This window comes from Cupriavidus sp. 30B13, from assembly GCF_049059565.2.
GTDB lineage: Bacteria > Pseudomonadota > Gammaproteobacteria > Burkholderiales > Burkholderiaceae > Cupriavidus.
This window is the reverse complement of sequence record NZ_CP188223.1, coordinates 1,695,875-1,712,786: the sequence shown is the minus strand read 5'-3', so window position 1 is coordinate 1,712,786 and position 16,912 is coordinate 1,695,875. Positions and strand designations below refer to the sequence as shown.

The following is a 16,912-nucleotide window of genomic DNA, read 5'->3' as shown; positions in this document are numbered from 1 at the left end:
GAGAGACGCCCGATGACCGATCCCATCACCGCCGACAGCGAAGCCTCGCTGCAGGACTTCCGCCGCGAGGTGCGCGCGTTCGTCGCGCAGGCGCTGCCCGGCGGCGTGCGCGAGAAGGTGCGCCTCGGCCTGGAAGTGAGCAAGGAAGAGATGCTCGACTGGCAGCGCCGGCTGGCCGGGCGCGGCTGGCTGGCGCCGCACTGGCCGCGCGAGTGGCAGGGCCTGGGCTGGAGCGCCGAACGCCGCGCCGCGTTCCAGGAGGAACTGGTGCTGGCCCACGCGCCGGAGACCGGCGGCATCTCCGTCGAGATGATCGGGCCGATCCTGATCCGCTACGGCACGCCGGCGCAGCAGCAATACTTCCTGCCGCGCATCCTCAACCTGGAGCACTGGTGGTGCCAGGGTTACTCCGAGCCCAATGCCGGCTCCGACCTGGCCTCGCTGAAGACCCGCGCGGTGCGCAAGACCCGCGCGGACGGCACCGAGGCCTACGTGGTCAACGGCAGCAAGATCTGGACCTCGTACGCGCAGTACGCCGACTGGATCTTCTGCCTGGTGCGCACCGATCCGGAGGCGCGCGCGCAACAGGGCATCAGCTTCTTGCTGATCGACATGCGCAGCGCCGGCGTCAGCGTGCGGCCGCTGGTGGGCATCCACGGCTGGCATCTGTTCAACCAGGTGTTCTTCGACGACGTGGAAGTGCCCATCGAGAACCGCGTCGGCGACGAGAACGCCGGCTGGGCCATCGCCAAGTCGCTGCTGGAGCATGAGCGGCTGAACCTGGCGCGCGTGGCCGAGAACCGGCGCCGGCTGGCCAAGGTGCGCGCGATCGCCGCCGAGCTGGAGGAGCACGGGCAGCCGCTGATGCAGCGGCCGTGGTTCGCGCGGCGTTTCAGCGAGCTGGAAGTGCGGCTGGCGGCGCTGGCCGCCACCGTGCTGCGCTTTCGCAAGCGGGCGCGCGCCGGCGAACAGCTCGGGCCCGAGACCGGCATGCTCAAGCTGCTCGGCAGCCGGCTGATCCAGGACATCGAGAACCTGGCCGTCGACGCGCTGGGGCCCGGCACGCTGGCCTACGACCGCGCCGCGCACTTCGAGCCGGCGGCGCCGCAGCCCGGGCAATCGGCCTACGCGGCGGCCGCCTCGGCGCGGCGCTTCGTCACGCGCGGCTACACCATCGCCGGCGGCTCCAGCGAGATCCAGCACGAGCTGCTGGCCAAGCAGGTGCTCGGCCTCTAGCCCGACCATCCCGGTAAAGGAACGGAACCCATGAGCGATTCCCAGGACGACCGCCGCATGCTGCAGGAAAGCGTGCGGCGCTATGTCGAGCGCGACTACGGCTTCGAGCAGCGCCGCGCGGCGCTGGCCGAGCCAGGCGGCTTCTCCCGCCGGCACTGGCAGGCGTTTGCCGCTTTCGGCTGGCTGGCGGTGGGCCTGCCCGAAGCCTGCGGCGGCCTCGGCGATACCGCCGACCAGGCCCTGCTGGCCGAGGAACTGGGCCGCGCCCAGCCCGCCGAGCCGTGGCTGGCCAATGCCGCGCTGTGCGCGCCGCTGCTGGCCGCATGCGGCGATCCGGCGCATGCGGCCACCGCCGCCGCGGCGGCGCAGGGCACGACGATGCTGGCGCTGGCCGCGTGGGAGCCGCAGGGGCGCTATGACGCCTTCGACGTCAGCACCGGCGCGCAGCGGCGCGACGACGATATGGCCGCCGCGGGCCAATGGACGCTGGACGGCCGCAAGACACTGGTCCTGGGCGGCGGCAGCGCCGATGTGCTGCTGGTGCTGGCGCGCACCGGCGGCGCGCGCCGCGAGCGCGACGGCCTGACGCTGTTCGCGGTGCCCGCCGGCACGCGCGGCATCGCCATCGAGGCGCTGCCCACCTATGACGGCCGCCAGACCGCCAGCGTGACCCTGCGCCGCGCCACAGTGCCCGACAGTGCCCGCATCGGCGCGGTGGGCGGGGCCTGGCCGCTGGTCGAAGCCGCCATCGACCACGCCACCGCGATGGCCTGCGCCGAAGCCGTGGGCACCATGGCGCGCGCCTTCGAGCTGACCCGCGACTACGCGCTCACGCGCGAACAGTTCGGCCGCGCGCTGGCCGCCAACCAGGTGATCCGCCATCGGCTGGTGGACCTCTACGTGAGCGTCGAGCAGGCGCGCGCCATTACCGAAACGGCGGCGGCCGCGCTGCATGGCGATGCGCCGGCGCGCCGGCGCGCGGTCTCGCAGGCCAAGGCCTTCGTGTCGGGCGCCGCCCGCGCGCTCGGCGAAGACGTGGTGCAGCTGCACGGCGCGATCGGCATGACCGACGAGACCGAGATCGGCCATTGCTACAAGCGCCTGGCCGCGCTGGCCAACCTGTTCGGCGATGCCGACTGGCACTACGAGCGCCTGGCGGCGCTCGATCGCGCAGCGCCGGCGCGGGCCTGAGCCGGCGCGCCCATGGCGCCGGCGGGCGCCGGCCATGGATTCCCGCCCATCGACCCTCGACCCTCGACCCTCGACTATCGCCCGTCGACTCTCGACCATCACAGCCCGGCAACGTACCGGCATGCGCGGCCAACGCGCCGCAACGGAGACAGCAGCATGTTCAGCCAGCACACCCACGCCCGCAGGGCCGGCATGGTCCTCGCCACGGCACTGGCCGTGGCGAGCGCCGCCGGCGCGCGCGCCGAAGCCCCCTACCCCAGCCGCCCGATCCGCATGGTGCTGCCCTCGGGCGCCGGCACCGTGACCGACCAGACCGCGCGCCTGGTCGCCGAGCGCCTGACCACGGCGCTCGGGCAGCCGGTGGTGATCGACAACCGCCCGGGCGCCAACGGCATCATCGCCAACGAAACCGTGGCCCGCGCCGCGCCGGACGGCTACACGCTGCTGTACACCTACTCGGCCACGCTGACGGTGAACCCGTGGACCACGCGGTCGCTGCCCTACGACCCGCTCAAGGACTTCACGCCGATCGCGCGTCCGAGCGCGCCCGGCGGCAACCTGCTGGCGGTCAGCGCCGGCATGCCGGTGCGCAGCCTGCAGGAGCTGCTGGCCTATGTGAAGGCCAGCAAGACCGAACTGGCCTACTGCTCCTGGGGCGTGGGCTCCGGCGGCCACCTGGCGATGGAGTACCTGAAGGCCAAGACCGGCATCCACCTGCGCCACATTCCCTACAAGACCGCCACCCAGTGCAGCAACGACCTGGCGGCGGGGCACGTGACCATCGGCATCACCGATTCGGTATCGGCCATTCCTCACCTGAAATCCGGCCGCATCCGCGGCATCGCCGTCTCCGGCCCGGAGCGGCTGCTGCCCGCGCCGGAGGTGCCCACCATGACCGAGCAAGGCGTGTCCTTCCAGCAGGCCAGCTGGGGCGCGCTGTTCGGGCCCAGGGGCCTGCCGGCGCCGATCGTCGCGCGCCTGAACGCCGAGGTGAACCGCATCCTGCAATCCCCGCAGGACCGGGAGCGCTTCGCCGCGATGAACCTGAAGCCGGCCAACCCGTCGAGCCCGGCCGATCTGGCAAGGCTGCTCGGCACCGACCTCGCGGCATGGGGCGAAGTGGTGAAGGTGGCGGGACTCGAGGCCGAGTGACCGCAGCGCACGAAGACGACCAAAACGACGAAAACAACGACGACGACAACGACAACGACAACGGGAGACAGGCAGCGTGAAAGCTAGACAGTGGACGGCGGCGGGAATGGCAATGGGCGCGGCAATCGGGACGGCGCTCGCCTGCGCCGATGCAACCGCGGGCACGATGCAGCTGTTCGGCGTGGTGGATGCCTCGATCGAATACGCCAAGGGATCGGACAGCGTGGTGCGCATGCGCGAAGGCCAGCAAGCGGCGTCGCGCTGGGGCATCCGGGGAATCGAGGACCTGGGAGGCGGACTGAAGGCCAATTTCCTGGTCGAGTCCGGGTTCAATATCGACAACGGGATGGAGTTCTTCGGCAGCAACCGGCTGTTCGGGCGGCAGGCGTATGTGGGGTTGTCGAACGGCTGGGGGGAATTCCGGCTGGGGCGCCAGTACACGCCGTCGTTCTACGCGCTGCTGCGGCTCGACCCGTTCTTGCTGAACGGGGCGATATCGCCATTCAACCTGCTGAGCGCGACGGCGTCGCAGGGAACCGGACACGTAGCCTACGCGGCACGCTTCGACAACGCCGTGCAGTACTTCTCGCCCACCTGGGGCGGGTTCTCCTTCGGCGCCGCGGTGGCGCCGGGCGAGGTGCCGGGATCGGCGCGGTCGGGCTTGAACTTTGGCATGAATGCCGCGTACGAGGCCGGCAACGCCTATGCGTTCTACAGCTATCAGGGAATGTATTCCGGCGCCAGCGTGCCGGTGGACCCGACGCTGACCTCGAACCATTTCGTGGGCGGGTCGTACCGGTTCAAGGCGGTCGAGCTGGGGCTGTTGCTGAGCTCGGCCAGCAGCGAGCGCCCGGATACGCGGTCGGCGCGGCACTATGGCGTGACCCTCAACTGGACGGTGACGCAGCGGGACACCTTCAAGGCCGCGGCGCTCAAGCGGCAGATCCTGGGCGGCGGCGAGCGGCCGCTGGCGGTGACGGTGGGATGGGATCACGACCTGAGCAAGCGGACCACCGGCTATGTGCGGGCGGTGTACGTGCACAACAGCGCCGGCGGCAGCGTGACCAACAACAGCATCGCCGTCAATCCGGGCAGCGGCGACGACGCGAAATCCGTCAGCGTCGGCTTGCGGCATCGGTTCTAGGGCAAAGCCGCCGATCCCGCTCCCCGGAGTCCGGTACGGCGTACGGCACCGTACCGACTCCCGTCCCCGCCGCGCGCATGGTTGGAACCGTGCGCTTCCGCTCTCCGTCTCCGTGCCCCCGGGTCCGCGGGCCGGTCGGAAGTGGCAGTATCCAACTTGAGGAGCACGTCATGAACAACATCATCTGGCTCGTCGGAGCCGTGGTCATCGTCCTGTTCGTCCTTGGCTATGTCGGGTTGAGGTAGGACGCCCGCGCCATGGAGACAGGCACCGGTCATGTCGCCTTCCGGCCCGGCAGCAGCCGGGCGGTTTCACGCCGGACCACGTCATAGCACTCGCATACGCGCTGCTCCAGCCCGCGCCGATTCAGCATCACGATATGGCCGTGGCTGTAGCGGATCAGCCCCGCGTCCTGCAGCTTCATGGCGGCCACGGTCACACCGGCCCGGCGGACTCCGAGCATGTTGGCGATCAGTTCCTGCGTCATGTTCAGCTCGTTCGTCGGCAGGCGGTCGAGGCTGAGCAGCAGCCAGCGGCACAATTGCTGGTCGATCGAATGATGCCGGTTGCACACGGCGGTCTGGGTCATCTGCGTGATCAGTGCCTGGGTGTAGCGCAGCAGCAGGTGCTGCAGGGGGCCGACGCGATGGAATTCCTCTTTCAGGATGCGCGCATCCAGCCGGTAAGCGCGGCCGGCGCTTTGCACGACCGCCCGGTTCGGCGTGGTTTCGCCGCCCATGAAGAGCGCGATGCCGACCATTCCGTCGTTGCCCACGATCGCGATCTCGGCGCACGCGCCGTCCTCCATCACGTAGAGCAGCGAGACGATCGCGGTTGCGGGGAAATACACATGGTTCATGCGGCCGCCGGACTCGTAGAGGACCTGACCCAGCGACAGGTCCACCGGCACCATGTGCGGCGCGATGCGGGCCCACTCCGCCTCGGGCAATACCGCGAGCAGGTGATTTCCGTTCCTGTGGTCTTCATTCAGCATTGCTGTTTCCGCGCAGAGAGTTTGGCAAACCGTGCCGCTTTCCCGGCCCGGTCGCGTTCATGGCCGATGGCGCGAAGCGGCCGCGGCAAGCCACGTGGCGCATCGAGGAAACGCCGGCATGCCTGCTTCACCCCGGGCCTGCCCTCGGCGCGCGCCGGATGGCTGCGGGACCGGGCCGGCCGGGAGCCGGCGGCAAGATTATTCCCTCTGTCACGGTATGCAACGCGATACACTGGTCCTCCAGCCGTTTCAGGCAGTGTGTCATGAATGATTCCAATAATGCTTCGCCGACGGCGGAGCTTGCCACTGCACCCCGCATCGTCGCAATCGGCGCGTCGGCCGGCGCGCTTCATGCGTTGAGCCTCTTTTTCAGGGCGGCCGCCACGATTCCCCACGATCTTTCGTTTGCGATCGTGGTGCACCTGGCCCCCGGCGCCGAAAGCCATCTTCCGGAGCTGCTGGCCAGGGAAACGTCTTTCGCCGTCTCGGCCATCCAGGACGGCGCCATGCTGCGCGCCGGGCACGTCTACGTCATCCCGCCGAGAGTATCGGTGGTCATCGAGCAAGGCATCTTCAGGCTGCGGCCGGCCGTCGAGCGGCCGACCATTCCCATGCCGATCGACGAGTTCTTCGCCTCGCTGGCCGCCGACCAGCACGAGCGCGCCATCGGCATCGTGCTGACCGGCGCGAACGCGGATGGCTCGGCGGGCCTGAGAGCCATCAAGGCCGAAGGCGGCATGGTCATGGCGCAGACACCCGTGACCGCCGAACACGGCACGATGCCGCTGCAGGCGATCTCGACCGGGCTGGTCGACTACGTGCTGCCGGTCGAGCAGATGCCGGCGGTATTGTTCGACTACATCGCGCGCTCGGGCGGCGGCGTCTCGCCGGCCGGCGCGGGCGCCGGCGCGCCGGCCGACCTGGAACCGGTACTCGCCGCGCTGGCCGCGGCCGGCTCCGATTTCCGGGGCTACAAGCGCGGCACGCTCGAGCGCCGCATCGCCCGCCGCATGGCGGTCAACAAGGTCGACAGCCTGGACGCCTATTGCGGCATCCTGAGGACGAAGCCCGGGGAAGCCCAGGCCTTGAGCCTGGACATGATGATTGGCGTGACGGAGTTCTTTCGCGACCCCGAAGCGTGGAAAGCCCTGTCAGAAGAGGTCCTGGGCCGTCTTCTCGACGAGCCGCCGGGCGATCATCCGCTGCGCGTGTGGGTGCCGGGGTGCGCCACCGGAGAGGAGGCCTATTCGATGGCCATGCTGCTCACCGAGGAGATCGAGAAGCGCGGAGTCGCCCGGACCTTCATGATCCTGGCATCCGACGTCAACCGCGCGGCGCTCGCGCGGGCGCGCCTTGGCGTCTATTCGCCCAGCGTGGCCTTGCCGGTCGGCGGACAAAGGCTGGCGCGCTTTTTCCATGCGCACGACGAAGGGTATCAGATCGAGCAGGCCACGCGTGAAACGATTCTGTTCACGCCCCAGAACCTGATTGCCGATCCGCCGTTTTCCCGCGTCGACCTGATCAGTTGCCGCAACCTGCTGATATACCTCGAGCCGGAAGCGCAGCAGCGGGTGTTCGAGGTATTTCACTTCGCGCTCAACCCCAAGCGCTACCTGTTCCTGGGGCGCTCGGAAAGCACCGACCCCGATTCCAGCCAGTTCCAGGAGGTGTCGAGGACCTGGCGCATCTACCAGCGCAGTCCGGCGGCGGCGCCGGCCGTTGCCGGCTACCGGTTCTCCACGGGCCCGGTGCGCCGCGAGGCATTCCCGCCGGCGAGCCGCGTCGGAATGCGCAACAAGGGTTATGCGGAACTGGTCAACGCTACCTTGCTCGAGGAAAACCACGGGGCCGCGGTGCTGATCAACTCCGCTCACCAGGTGCTCTATGTGAGCGGCGCGGCCGACGAATACCTGAGGCAGCCCGCCGGCGAGCCGACCGGCAACGTTCTCGACATGGTGCGCGAAGGCTTGCGGCTCAAGCTGCGCATCGTGTTGCGCCGCGCGACCCAGGACCAGGCGGGCTCGCCGGTCAGCGAAATCGTCTCCGACGGTGGCGCGCCGGCGGTGAAAATCGCGGTGACGCGGCCATTCGACACCACCAGCGCGGACAAGGTCTGGCTGGTCGTCTTCGCCCGCTTGCCGATGGCCGACCGGCCGCTGTCGCCGGTGCCGTCCGGCGTGGATTCCGACCTCTGGCACCTGGAGAGCGAGCTCCGCATGACCCAGGTGGAGCTTGGCAGCACGATCGAGGAACTGGAAGAAAGCAACAGCGAACTCCGGGTGTCGAACGAAGAGATCCTTTCGATCAACGAGGAACTGCGCTCGGCCAACGAAGAGCTCGAAACGTCGAAAGAAGAACTTCAGGCGCTCAACGAGCAGCTGAATGTGGTCAATTCCCAGCTGGAACAGAAGGTCCACCAGCTCGAAGTGCTCAGCGAAGACGTGACCAACCTGCTTGCCAGCACCGAAATCGCGACGCTGCTGCTCGACCCGCTCGGGGCGATCAGACGCTTTACCCCGAGTGCCGCCCGGATTTTCGGCCTGGCGCAGGCCGATATCGGCCGCCCGATCGCGAACGTCCTGGGCAATCCCCTCGGCGATGCCTTGCTCGACGACGTTCGCCAGGTGCTGTCGGCCCAGGCCGGCGAGGCCGGCAAGGAAATCGAAACGGTGACCGGACAGTGGTACGTCCGGCGCATCACGCCGTACATCGCCGTGCCCGGCGCGCCGCCCGCGGGCGCGGTGGTGACCTGGACCGACATCACCCATGTCAAGGCGTCCGACGAACGGTCACGCCGCCTTGCCGCTGTGGTCCAGGACTCCAATGACGCCATGACGGTGTTCGATCTGAACGGCCGCCTGACCGCATGGAACAGGGCCGCGACCCGGTTGTATGGCTATAGCGAATCCGAGGCGCTGGGCATGACGGTCTCCGAGATGCTGGCGCCCGGCGCCAGGCAGGATCATCTCGACTTCATCCGCTACGCCGCCCGCCATGAAGCGCAGCATGCCTACGAGGCCCGGCGGGTCGCGAAAAACGGCCGGCTGATCGATATCTGGATCACCCTGTCGATTCTCTCGGACGGCCAGGGCAACGCCGTGGCCGTCGCGACGACGGAGCGCGAGCTGACCGATCGCAGCATGAGCAACGCCTAGCGGGCCGCCGCGCTGCGCACCTTGCGGCCCTGCGCTCCCGGCGCAGTGCACGTTCCCGCACCGCAAGCCCGCGCTTCCGACCCGTCCCGAGGCAGCACTCATACCTTGGGATAGGGTCCCGCAACCTATGCGCTAGTCCGGCAACCGCATGCACCAATGTGCTTGCGCGGCCGCCCTCCTAAGCTTGATGCCAAGGACAGCAGCACTGCGAACCGCCCGAACACGGCGACGCAGGCCCCGCTCTCCCGGATTGCGCCGGACCCCATCTTGACCGGCCCACCTCATCGCATCGCCAGGAGAAATATCATGACCACCCGCACCCAACGCATCCTCGCCGCCGTCGGCCTCGTCGGCGCCAGCGTCTTCGCCGCTTCGTACGCCAACGCCATGGACCCGCGCACCAGCCCGTTCAGCGCCGACCGCTACGACTACAACAACATCGTGCCCGCCAAGCAGGCCCCCGCGGTCCGCCACGTTGCCAAGGTCGACAGCAAGCGCAGCCCGTTCCTCGACGGCGCGCGCATCGACGACAAGCGCAGCCCTTACCTCGACGGCGCCAGCCTGGAAAAGAGCCTGCTGCCGTCCGGCGGCGTGATGCTCGCCAGCGTCGACAGCAAGCGCAGCCCCTACCTGGACGGCGCGCGCGTCGATGACAAGCGCAGCCCGTACCTGGATGGCGCGCGCGTCAACGACAAGCGCAACCCGTTCTTCGACGGCGCCCGCCTCGAACAGAACGTGCAGCCGTTCAGCGGCGTGATGGTCGCCGGCCGCGACCAGACCGGCGTGTCGGCCACGCCCGGCGAAGCCACGGCCTGAGTCCGGGGCGGCGGAGCCCGCCATCGGCCTCCGCCTGTCTTCCCGTCTTCATTCGCAGATTCCCGATAGCCGGAGCAGATCATGACCCCATTCGTCCGCAGCCTCGCCTTTGTCCGTGGAGTCGCGCCGCGCCGGCGCGGCGCCCTGCTCGCCGCCTCATGGCTTGCCCTCGGCGCGCTCAACTGCGCGATGGCAACCGCGATGGCGGTATGGTCGGTGCGGTGATCATGGACAAGACCAACGGGTCCGGCCACGACCTTATCCGCGCCGAAGTCCTCAGCTGCCGGCATCGGGCTTCCGGCCGGCGCCCCTCCCGCCACGCCCCGCCGTGGCTGTCGCCATCGTGGAATCCGCGCGGGACAAGGCCGCGCCGGACACAGTCCGGGCATGGACGGATTTCCCCGGCCCGGAGCCGGGCACGAGATCACGCTGTTCCGGTTTGCCGGGGGACGCGGTACCTGGACTGGTGATAGCCAGGACCGCCCTTCGCTTAGCCCTTCCCCTTCCCTTCCTCCTTCCCTGCGCGGCGGATATCTTCAGGCAGAACCAAGGTAGCCGCCGGTCGTCTTCGCCACGCCACGGGCGCCGCCACCGCCACCGGCGCTGCGTCACGTCCGAACGCACGCAACCGCTCCGCGTAAGGGTAAATCCTTAGCTTCCCCACTCTTGGCCCGGCAACGCTTTCTCCCTATCATTTATCAACCGATCACTGATCGATTGATAATTTAAAGGAGGCAGCGATGGCACTCGGCAGGCTCGCACATTTTTCCATCCGCACGACCGACCTGGAGCGGTCGTGCGCATTCTACGAACGCGTTCTCGGGTTCCGGCGCGGCTATCGCCCGCCGTTCGAATTTCCCGGCGCGTGGCTCTACCTGGGCGGCGACGAAAGCAGCTTCGGCACGGTGCACATCATCGGCGTCGACCCGGACAATCCATCCGGCCTGTCCGCCTATCTTGGCGACAAGTCCATGCCCGCGCCGGGCACCGGCACGCTCGACCATATCGCCTTCCTGGCCACCGGCGTGGCGCAGATGTGGCAGACGCTGCACGCGGAGGGCATCGCGTGGCGCGACCGCACGGTACCGGGCCTCGGCCTGCACCAGGTCTTCCTCGAGGACCCATCGGGCGTGACGATCGAGCTCAACTACCCCGCCGAGGAGGTGGCCGGCCTCGAACTGCCCGGGCAGGCGCGGGCAAAGACGGGAGCACCGGCATGAATCCCGTACCGCACGCGCAACCCCGCGCCATCGTCGTCGGCGGCTCGATCGGGGGACTGTTCGCCGCCAACCTTCTCTCGCGCCATGGCTGGGCGGTCGAGATCTTCGAGCGCACGCCCGCGGCACTGACCGGCCGTGGCGCCGGCATCGTCACCCACCCCGAGCTGTTCCAGGCGCTGGCGGCGGCCGGCGTGGCGCCCGACGACAGCATCGGCGTGCGCGTCGACACCCGCATGACGCTCTCGCGCGATGGCGCCACGGTATCGGCGCGCGAGCTGCCCCAGACCTTGACCGCCTGGGGCAAGATGTACGACGTATTGAGCCATGCGTTCCCGGGCGCCTACCGCACCGGCGCCAACGTGACCGCGGCCGAATCGCACGCGGACCACGCCGCCGTCACGCTGCAGGACGGATCGGTGCACCGCGCCGACATCGTCATCGCCGCCGACGGGTTCCGCTCGGGCATGCGCGAACGGTTGCTGCCCTCGGCGCAGCTCGAATACGCGGGCTATATCGCCTGGCGCGGGCTGGTCGACGAGGCCCGCCTGTCGCCGGCCACGCACGCGGCGATCTTCGGCAAGTTTGCCTTTTGCCTGCCGCCCCGCGAGCAGATCCTCGGCTATCCGGTCGCGGGCGAGGGCAACAGCATCGCGCCGGGCCGGCGCCGCTACAACTTCGTCTGGTATCGCGCCACGCGCGAGGACGAACTGGCCGGCCTGCTGACCGACGCCAGCGGCAAGTGCTGGCCCGCCGGCATCCCGCCGGGCCTGATCCGCCCGGACGTGCTCGCCGACATGGAAAGCGCGGCGGCCGGGCTGCTGGCGCCGCAGTTCGCCGAGGTCGTGGCCCGCACCGCCCAACCGCTGTTCCAGCCGATCTACGACCTGACCGTGCCGCGCATGGCCTTCGGCCGGATCGCGCTGCTCGGCGATGCCGCCTTCGTGGCGCGCCCGCACTGCGGCATGGGCGTCACCAAGGCGGCAGGCGACGCGATGGCGCTGGCCCGCGCCCTGGCCGCGCACGGGTCCGCCGAGGCGGCGCTGCAGGCGTACAGCGCCGAACGCGTACAGGTCGGGCAAGCCATCGTCGAACACGCGCGCCATCTCGGCGCCTATATGCAGGCGCAGCTCAAGAGCGAGCAGGACCGCGAAATGGCGGAGCGCTACCGCACGCCGGAAGCGGTCATGCGGGAGACCGCGGTATCGCGGCAGTTCTGAACCACCCCCGACAACATCCGGATCCCACCGGACCGAACCCATTCGGAGACAAACCCATGCCACAAGCCGCCCCCTGTCCAGTGCATCCCGGCCCCGCCGCGACCGATGCCCCGGTGGTATTGCACCCCATGCTGGGCCAGCCCGCCTTCGAGCGCCTGCACCGCGCGCGCCGCCGCTTCTCGTGGGCGCTGACCGCGGCCATGCTGCTGGTCTATTTCGGCTTCATCCTCACGCTGGCCTTCCGCCCCGGCCTGCTGGCCCGGCAACTGGTGCCGGGCCAGCCGATGAGCGTCGGCATTCCCGTCGGCTTCGGCATGTTCGCGTTCACGTTCGCGCTGGTGGCCATCTACGTGTATCGCACCAACACCGTCTACGACGCGATGATCGCGGACATCCGCAAGGGAGCGCAGCCATGAACCGCACGCTGACCGCGGCCGCCGCGCCCGCCTCTCTCGTCCTGCTCGCCGGGCTCGCGGCCGCCAGCCCGGCCCTGGCGGCCACGCCGCCGGCGGGCCAGGGCATGAGCGGGATCGCCATCGCCATGTTCGTGGTGTTCGTCGCCGCCACGCTCGCCGTCACGCGCTGGGCTGCCAGGCGCAACCACAGCGTGGCCGACCACTACGCCGCCGGCGGAAAGATCACCGCCATGCAGAACGGCTGGGCGATTGCCGGCGACTACATGTCCGCCGCTTCGCTGCTCGGCATCTCCGCGCTGGTCTTCACCAGCGGCTACGACGGCCTGATCTATTCGATCGGGTTCCTGGCCAGCTGGCCCATCATCCTGTTCCTGATCGCCGAGCCGCTGCGCAACCTGGGGCGCTACACGCTGGCCGACGTGCTCTCCTATCGTCTCAGGCAGCGTCCGATCCGGGCCTTCTCGGCCTCGAGCTCGATGGTGATCGTGCTGCTGTACCTGGTGTCGCAGATGGTGGGCGCGGGCAAGCTCGTGGAGCTGCTGTTCGGCTTCAACTACCTCTCGGCCGTGGTGCTGGTCGGTGTCCTGATGGTGGTGTACGTGTTCTTCGGCGGCATGCTGGCCACCACGTGGATCCAGATCATCAAGGCGGCCATGCTGCTGGCCGGCTGCGCGTTCATGGCCTTCATGGTCATGAGCCGCTTCGGCTTCAGCCTGAACAGCCTGTTCGAGCACGCCATCGCGGCGCACGGCAGGCACGATGCCATCATGCGCCCCGGCGGCCTGGTCTCGGACCCGGTGTCGGCGGTCTCGCTCGGGCTGGCGCTGATCTTCGGCACGGCCGGCCTGCCGCACATCCTGATGCGCTTCTTCACGGTCGGCGACGTCAAGGCCGCGCGCAAGAGCGTGCTCTATGCCACCGGCATCGTCGGCATCGGCTATGCCCTGATCATCGTGATCGGCTTCGGCACCATCGCGCTGGTCGCCCCGGCTCCGCTGTACCACGACGGCGCCGGCGCCGTGACCGGCGGCGTCAACATGGTGGCCGTGCACCTGGCGCACGCGGTGGGCGGCAACGTGTTCCTGGGCTTCATCTGCGCGGTGGCGTTCTCGACCATCCTCGCCGTGGTTGCCGGGCTGACGCTGGCGGGCTCCTCCGCCATCTCGCATGACCTCTATGCCACGGTGCTGCGCCAGGGCAAGGCATCCGACCAGGAAGAGATGCGCGTCTCGCGCCTCACCACGCTGGTGCTGGGCGTGCTGTCGATCCTGCTCGCCATCCTGTTCGAGAAGCAGACCATCGCCTTCATCGTCAGCCTGACGTTCTCGATCGCCGCCAGCTCCAACTTCCCGGTGCTGCTGCTCTCGGTCTACTGGCGCGGCCTGACCACGCGCGGCGCCGTGGCCGGCGGCGCGCTGGGGCTGGTCACGGCCGTGGTCCTCACCATCCTGAGCCCGACGGTGTGGGTGCAGGTGCTGGACCACGGCTCGGCCATCTATCCGTACGAGTATCCGGCGCTGTTCTCGATGCTGGCGGCGTTTGCCGGCATCTATGTGTTCTCGGTGACCGACCGCTCCGCGCGCGGCGCCTGGGAGCGCGATGCCTACCAGAACCAGCGCGTGGACTGCGAACTCGGCATCGCCGCCAGGCCCGGCGCCTGACCCCGCGCCTGCCCCCGCGCTGCGCGCCGCAAGGCGGGTGGCATGCCGGCCGCGATGCCCGCATGCCACCTGCCGTCTCGTTTATCGGGCGATTGGTAGAATCCGGGCATCATCCGAAAACCGAGAGCCGAGAGAGACAGCCATGGAGCCACGCGCCACCACCACGCCGGACGAGACCGCCAGCAAGGGCACCCGGCGGTTGCTGCCCGAGGAGCGGGAACAGCAGATCGTCGAGAAGGCCATCGAACACTTCACGCGCAACGGCTTCGGCGGCAGCACGCGCGAGCTGGCCCGCCAGATCGGCGTCACCCAGCCGCTGCTCTATCGCTATTTCGAGAGCAAGGAAGCGCTGATCGACCGGGTCTACAACGAGGTGTTCCAGTGGCGCCCCGACTGGGACCGCCAGATCAGCGACCGCTCGAAGCCGCTTGCCGAGCGGCTCCAGGCCTTCTACCTCGATTATTCCTCGGTGATCCTGCGCGAGGAGTGGATCCGGCTGTTCATCTTTGCCGGCCTGACCCATGAGGGCATCAACAACAAATACCTCAGCAAGCTGCGCAGCAAGGTGTTCCTGCCCGTGCTGGCCGAGGTCCGCGAGGCCTTCGGCATCGCCGCTCCGCGCAATGCGGCGGAAACCGAGGCCGAGATCGAGATGATCTGGAGCCTGCATGCGGCCATCTTCTATGTCGGCGTGCGCAAGTGGGTGTACGGCCTGAAGGTGCCGGCCAACCTCGACGCGGTGATCCGCCGGCAGGTCGACATGTTCCTGCACGGCGCGCCGGCGGCGATACGCGCGATCCGGGCAGGCTGACCGCCGCCGCCTTGGCGAAGGACTCTCGCGGCGCCGGCCCCGGCTCTACCGCTAACCGGCGGCCTGCGCCGCGCGCTCACTCGGGCACCACCCCCGCGGCCTGGATGATCTTGCCCCACTTGGCCACTTCCGAGCGCTGGAACGCGGCAAAGGCGGCCGCGGTCTTGCCTTCCGGCTCCACGCCCAGCGTGCGCAGCCGCTGCTGCACGGCGGGGTTGGCCACCACCGCGGCAATCTCGTTGCCAAGCCGGTCGACGATCGCCTTGGGCGTGCCCGCCGGAGCGAAGATGCCTTGCCACGACTGCATCTCGAATCCCTTGAGGCCCTGGTCGGCCAGCGGCGGCACGCCGGGCAGGCTCGGCAGCGCATGGGTGGACGTCACGCCGAGGGCGCGCACGCGCTTGCCGTCGAGCATGGGCCTGGCCGCCGCCACGGTCTCGAACACGAGGTCGATCTGCCCGCCGATCAGGTCGGTCATCGCGGACGCCCCGCCCTTGTACGAGATCTGCTGCAATTGCGTGCCGGTGACGCTCTGGAACAGCTGGCCCGACAACTGCTGCGAGCTGCCCGGCCCCGCGGTGCCGAACGTCAGCCCGCCCGGCCTGGCCTTGAGCGCGGCGACGATCTGCTCCACCGAGTGGAACTTGCTGTCGTTGGCGACCACCAGCACGTTGCTGACGGTGCCCACCAGGTTGACCGCCACGAAGTCCTTGACCGGGTCATAGCCGAGCTTCTTGTAGAAGAAGGGATTGACCGCGTGCGTGGTGATGGTGCCGCCCATGATGGTGTAGCCGTCCGGGTCGGCGCGCGCCACCGACTGCGTGCCGAGAATCCCGGACACGCCAGGCTTGTTCTCGATGACCACGGGCTGCCCCAGCCGCTGCGACAGGCCCTCCGCGACGATGCGCGCGGTGGCGTCCGACACCCCGCCCGGCGAGAACGGCACCACGTACCGGATCGGCCGGCTCGGCCAGGCCTGGGCCCACGCGGACATGGCCAGCGACAGCCCGGCCAGCACCAGGCCGGCACGCAGGGCGCTGCGAAACAGTGGATGCATGATGTGTCTCCAGTCGTCTTTTGTGTAGTTGTATATGGTCTTGCAGGTGAAAGGGGCCGCGCTTCGCGGCTAGCGCAGCGGCCGCCCGCCGTCGACCGGAATCGCCACGCCGGTGGTAAACGGCATGGCCCCGGCCACCGCCAGCACGGCGGCGGCGATCTCCGCCGGCCGCGCCAGGCGCCCGAGCGGCGTCAGGCTGGCCTGCATGTCGCGCCAGCCGGGGTCCATCGATTGCACGAAATCGGTATCGACCAGGCCCGGCGACACCGACACCACGCGGATGCGGGGCGCCAGCGCCCGCGCCAGCGACGCGGTCAGGTTGTCCAGCGCCGCCTTCGACGCGCAATAGGCGATGTTGCTGCCCATCGCCGTGCGCGCCGCCACCGACGAGATATTGACGACGACCGCGTCCGGGGACGCCTCCAGCAGCCCGCGAAACGCGCGCACCATGGCGATCGGGCCGCGCACGTTGGTGGCCAGCACCGCGTCGATCAGCGCATCGTCGAGCCCGTCCAGGTCGTCGTGCGGCACGAAGCGGGTGGTGCCGGCGCAATTGACCAGCACGTCGACATGGCCGCAGGCTTCGGCCACCAGCGCCGCGCCCCGCGCCAGCGCGCCGCTGTCCGTGACCGGCAGCGGCACGGCGAGATGGCGCGCTCCGGCAGCGCCGGGCAAGTCGCCGGCCAGCGCCTGCGCGGCCCCGCCGGAGCGGTGATAGCCGGCCACCACGCGCGCGCCGGCCGCGGCGAAGGCATGGCAGATCGCCGAGCCGAGCCCGCCGGTGGCGCCGGTCACCAGCGCCACCTTGCCGCCGAAATCGAGCAGTCCACGCATGGCCGCGC

15 protein-coding genes are annotated in these 16,912 nt (G+C 69.3%); 12 read left to right on the top strand and 3 right to left on the bottom strand.

Annotated features, from left to right (window positions below):
* The first annotated feature begins 12 nt into the window (after nucleotides 1-12).
* The 4 genes from ACKI2N_RS07960 (at nucleotide 13) to ACKI2N_RS07945 (ending at nucleotide 4,723) form a co-directional block, all read left to right on the top strand.
* Nucleotides 13-1,236: an acyl-CoA dehydrogenase family protein gene (locus tag ACKI2N_RS07960; protein WP_420995016.1), complete on the top strand. Its 1,224-nt coding sequence runs from the start codon at nucleotides 13-15 to the stop codon at nucleotides 1,234-1,236.
* A gap of 30 nt (nucleotides 1,237-1,266) precedes the next feature.
* Nucleotides 1,267-2,427: an acyl-CoA dehydrogenase family protein gene (locus ACKI2N_RS07955; protein ID WP_420995017.1), complete on the top strand. Its 1,161-nt coding sequence runs from the start codon at nucleotides 1,267-1,269 to the stop codon at nucleotides 2,425-2,427.
* A gap of 156 nt (nucleotides 2,428-2,583) precedes the next feature.
* Nucleotides 2,584-3,579: a Bug family tripartite tricarboxylate transporter substrate binding protein gene (locus tag ACKI2N_RS07950; RefSeq protein ID WP_420995018.1), complete on the top strand. Its 996-nt coding sequence runs from the start codon at nucleotides 2,584-2,586 to the stop codon at nucleotides 3,577-3,579.
* A 112-nt stretch (nucleotides 3,580-3,691) separates the two neighbouring features.
* A complete protein-coding gene (locus ACKI2N_RS07945; protein WP_420995113.1) occupies nucleotides 3,692-4,723 on the top strand; it encodes a porin in 1,032 nt (343 codons plus the stop codon).
* A gap of 274 nt (nucleotides 4,724-4,997) precedes the next feature.
* Here ACKI2N_RS07945 and ACKI2N_RS07940 read toward each other — a convergent pair whose 3' ends face one another.
* The gene (locus ACKI2N_RS07940; protein WP_420995019.1) at nucleotides 4,998-5,717 is read right to left on the bottom strand and encodes a Crp/Fnr family transcriptional regulator; all 720 of its coding nucleotides are present in this window, start codon (nucleotides 5,715-5,717) and stop codon (nucleotides 4,998-5,000) included.
* A gap of 263 nt (nucleotides 5,718-5,980) precedes the next feature.
* Here ACKI2N_RS07940 and ACKI2N_RS07935 point away from each other — a divergent pair, with 263 nt between their 5' ends.
* The 8 genes from ACKI2N_RS07935 to ACKI2N_RS07900 all read left to right on the top strand — a co-directional run bounded on the left by ACKI2N_RS07935 (nucleotide 5,981) and on the right by ACKI2N_RS07900 (nucleotide 15,013).
* Complete coding sequence (locus ACKI2N_RS07935; RefSeq protein ID WP_420995020.1) at nucleotides 5,981-8,872, top strand: CheR family methyltransferase; 2,892 nt, start codon at nucleotides 5,981-5,983, stop codon at nucleotides 8,870-8,872.
* A 306-nt stretch (nucleotides 8,873-9,178) separates the two neighbouring features.
* A complete protein-coding gene (locus ACKI2N_RS07930; protein ID WP_420995021.1) occupies nucleotides 9,179-9,688 on the top strand; it encodes a hypothetical protein in 510 nt (169 codons plus the stop codon).
* Nucleotides 9,689-9,769: 81 nt separating this feature from the next.
* The gene (locus ACKI2N_RS07925) at nucleotides 9,770-9,913 is read left to right on the top strand and encodes a hypothetical protein (RefSeq protein ID WP_420995022.1); all 144 of its coding nucleotides are present in this window, start codon (nucleotides 9,770-9,772) and stop codon (nucleotides 9,911-9,913) included.
* Nucleotides 9,914-10,428: 515 nt separating this feature from the next.
* Nucleotides 10,429-10,908, top strand: coding sequence for a VOC family protein (locus ACKI2N_RS07920; protein WP_420995023.1), 480 nt, complete (start codon nucleotides 10,429-10,431; stop codon nucleotides 10,906-10,908).
* On the top strand, nucleotides 10,905-12,125 hold the full coding sequence (locus ACKI2N_RS07915; RefSeq protein ID WP_420995024.1) for an FAD binding domain-containing protein: 1,221 nt from the start codon (nucleotides 10,905-10,907) through the stop codon (nucleotides 12,123-12,125). Before ACKI2N_RS07920 ends, ACKI2N_RS07915 begins: the two co-directional genes overlap by 4 nt.
* 56 nt (nucleotides 12,126-12,181) lie before the next feature.
* Nucleotides 12,182-12,541 carry a DUF485 domain-containing protein gene (locus ACKI2N_RS07910; RefSeq protein ID WP_420995025.1) on the top strand — a complete coding sequence of 120 codons (360 nt, stop codon included), beginning with the start codon at nucleotides 12,182-12,184 and terminating at the stop codon, nucleotides 12,539-12,541.
* Nucleotides 12,538-14,202 (top strand): cation/acetate symporter ActP, encoded by a 1,665-nt coding sequence (gene actP / locus ACKI2N_RS07905; RefSeq protein WP_420995026.1) that lies wholly within the window; start codon nucleotides 12,538-12,540, stop codon nucleotides 14,200-14,202. The genes ACKI2N_RS07910 and actP overlap by 4 nt, the downstream gene beginning before the upstream one ends.
* Nucleotides 14,203-14,344: 142 nt before the next feature.
* On the top strand, nucleotides 14,345-15,013 hold the full coding sequence (locus tag ACKI2N_RS07900; RefSeq protein WP_420995027.1) for a TetR/AcrR family transcriptional regulator: 669 nt from the start codon (nucleotides 14,345-14,347) through the stop codon (nucleotides 15,011-15,013).
* A gap of 76 nt (nucleotides 15,014-15,089) precedes the next feature.
* Here the strand turns inward: ACKI2N_RS07900 and ACKI2N_RS07895 are convergent, their stop codons facing one another.
* Both ACKI2N_RS07895 and ACKI2N_RS07890 read right to left on the bottom strand, forming a co-directional pair.
* On the bottom strand, nucleotides 15,090-16,070 hold the full coding sequence (locus tag ACKI2N_RS07895; protein ID WP_420995028.1) for a Bug family tripartite tricarboxylate transporter substrate binding protein: 981 nt from the start codon (nucleotides 16,068-16,070) through the stop codon (nucleotides 15,090-15,092).
* Between the two features lie 69 nt (nucleotides 16,071-16,139).
* The gene (locus tag ACKI2N_RS07890) at nucleotides 16,140-16,904 is read right to left on the bottom strand and encodes an SDR family NAD(P)-dependent oxidoreductase (protein WP_420995029.1); all 765 of its coding nucleotides are present in this window, start codon (nucleotides 16,902-16,904) and stop codon (nucleotides 16,140-16,142) included.
* Nucleotides 16,905-16,912: the final 8 nt, after the last annotated feature.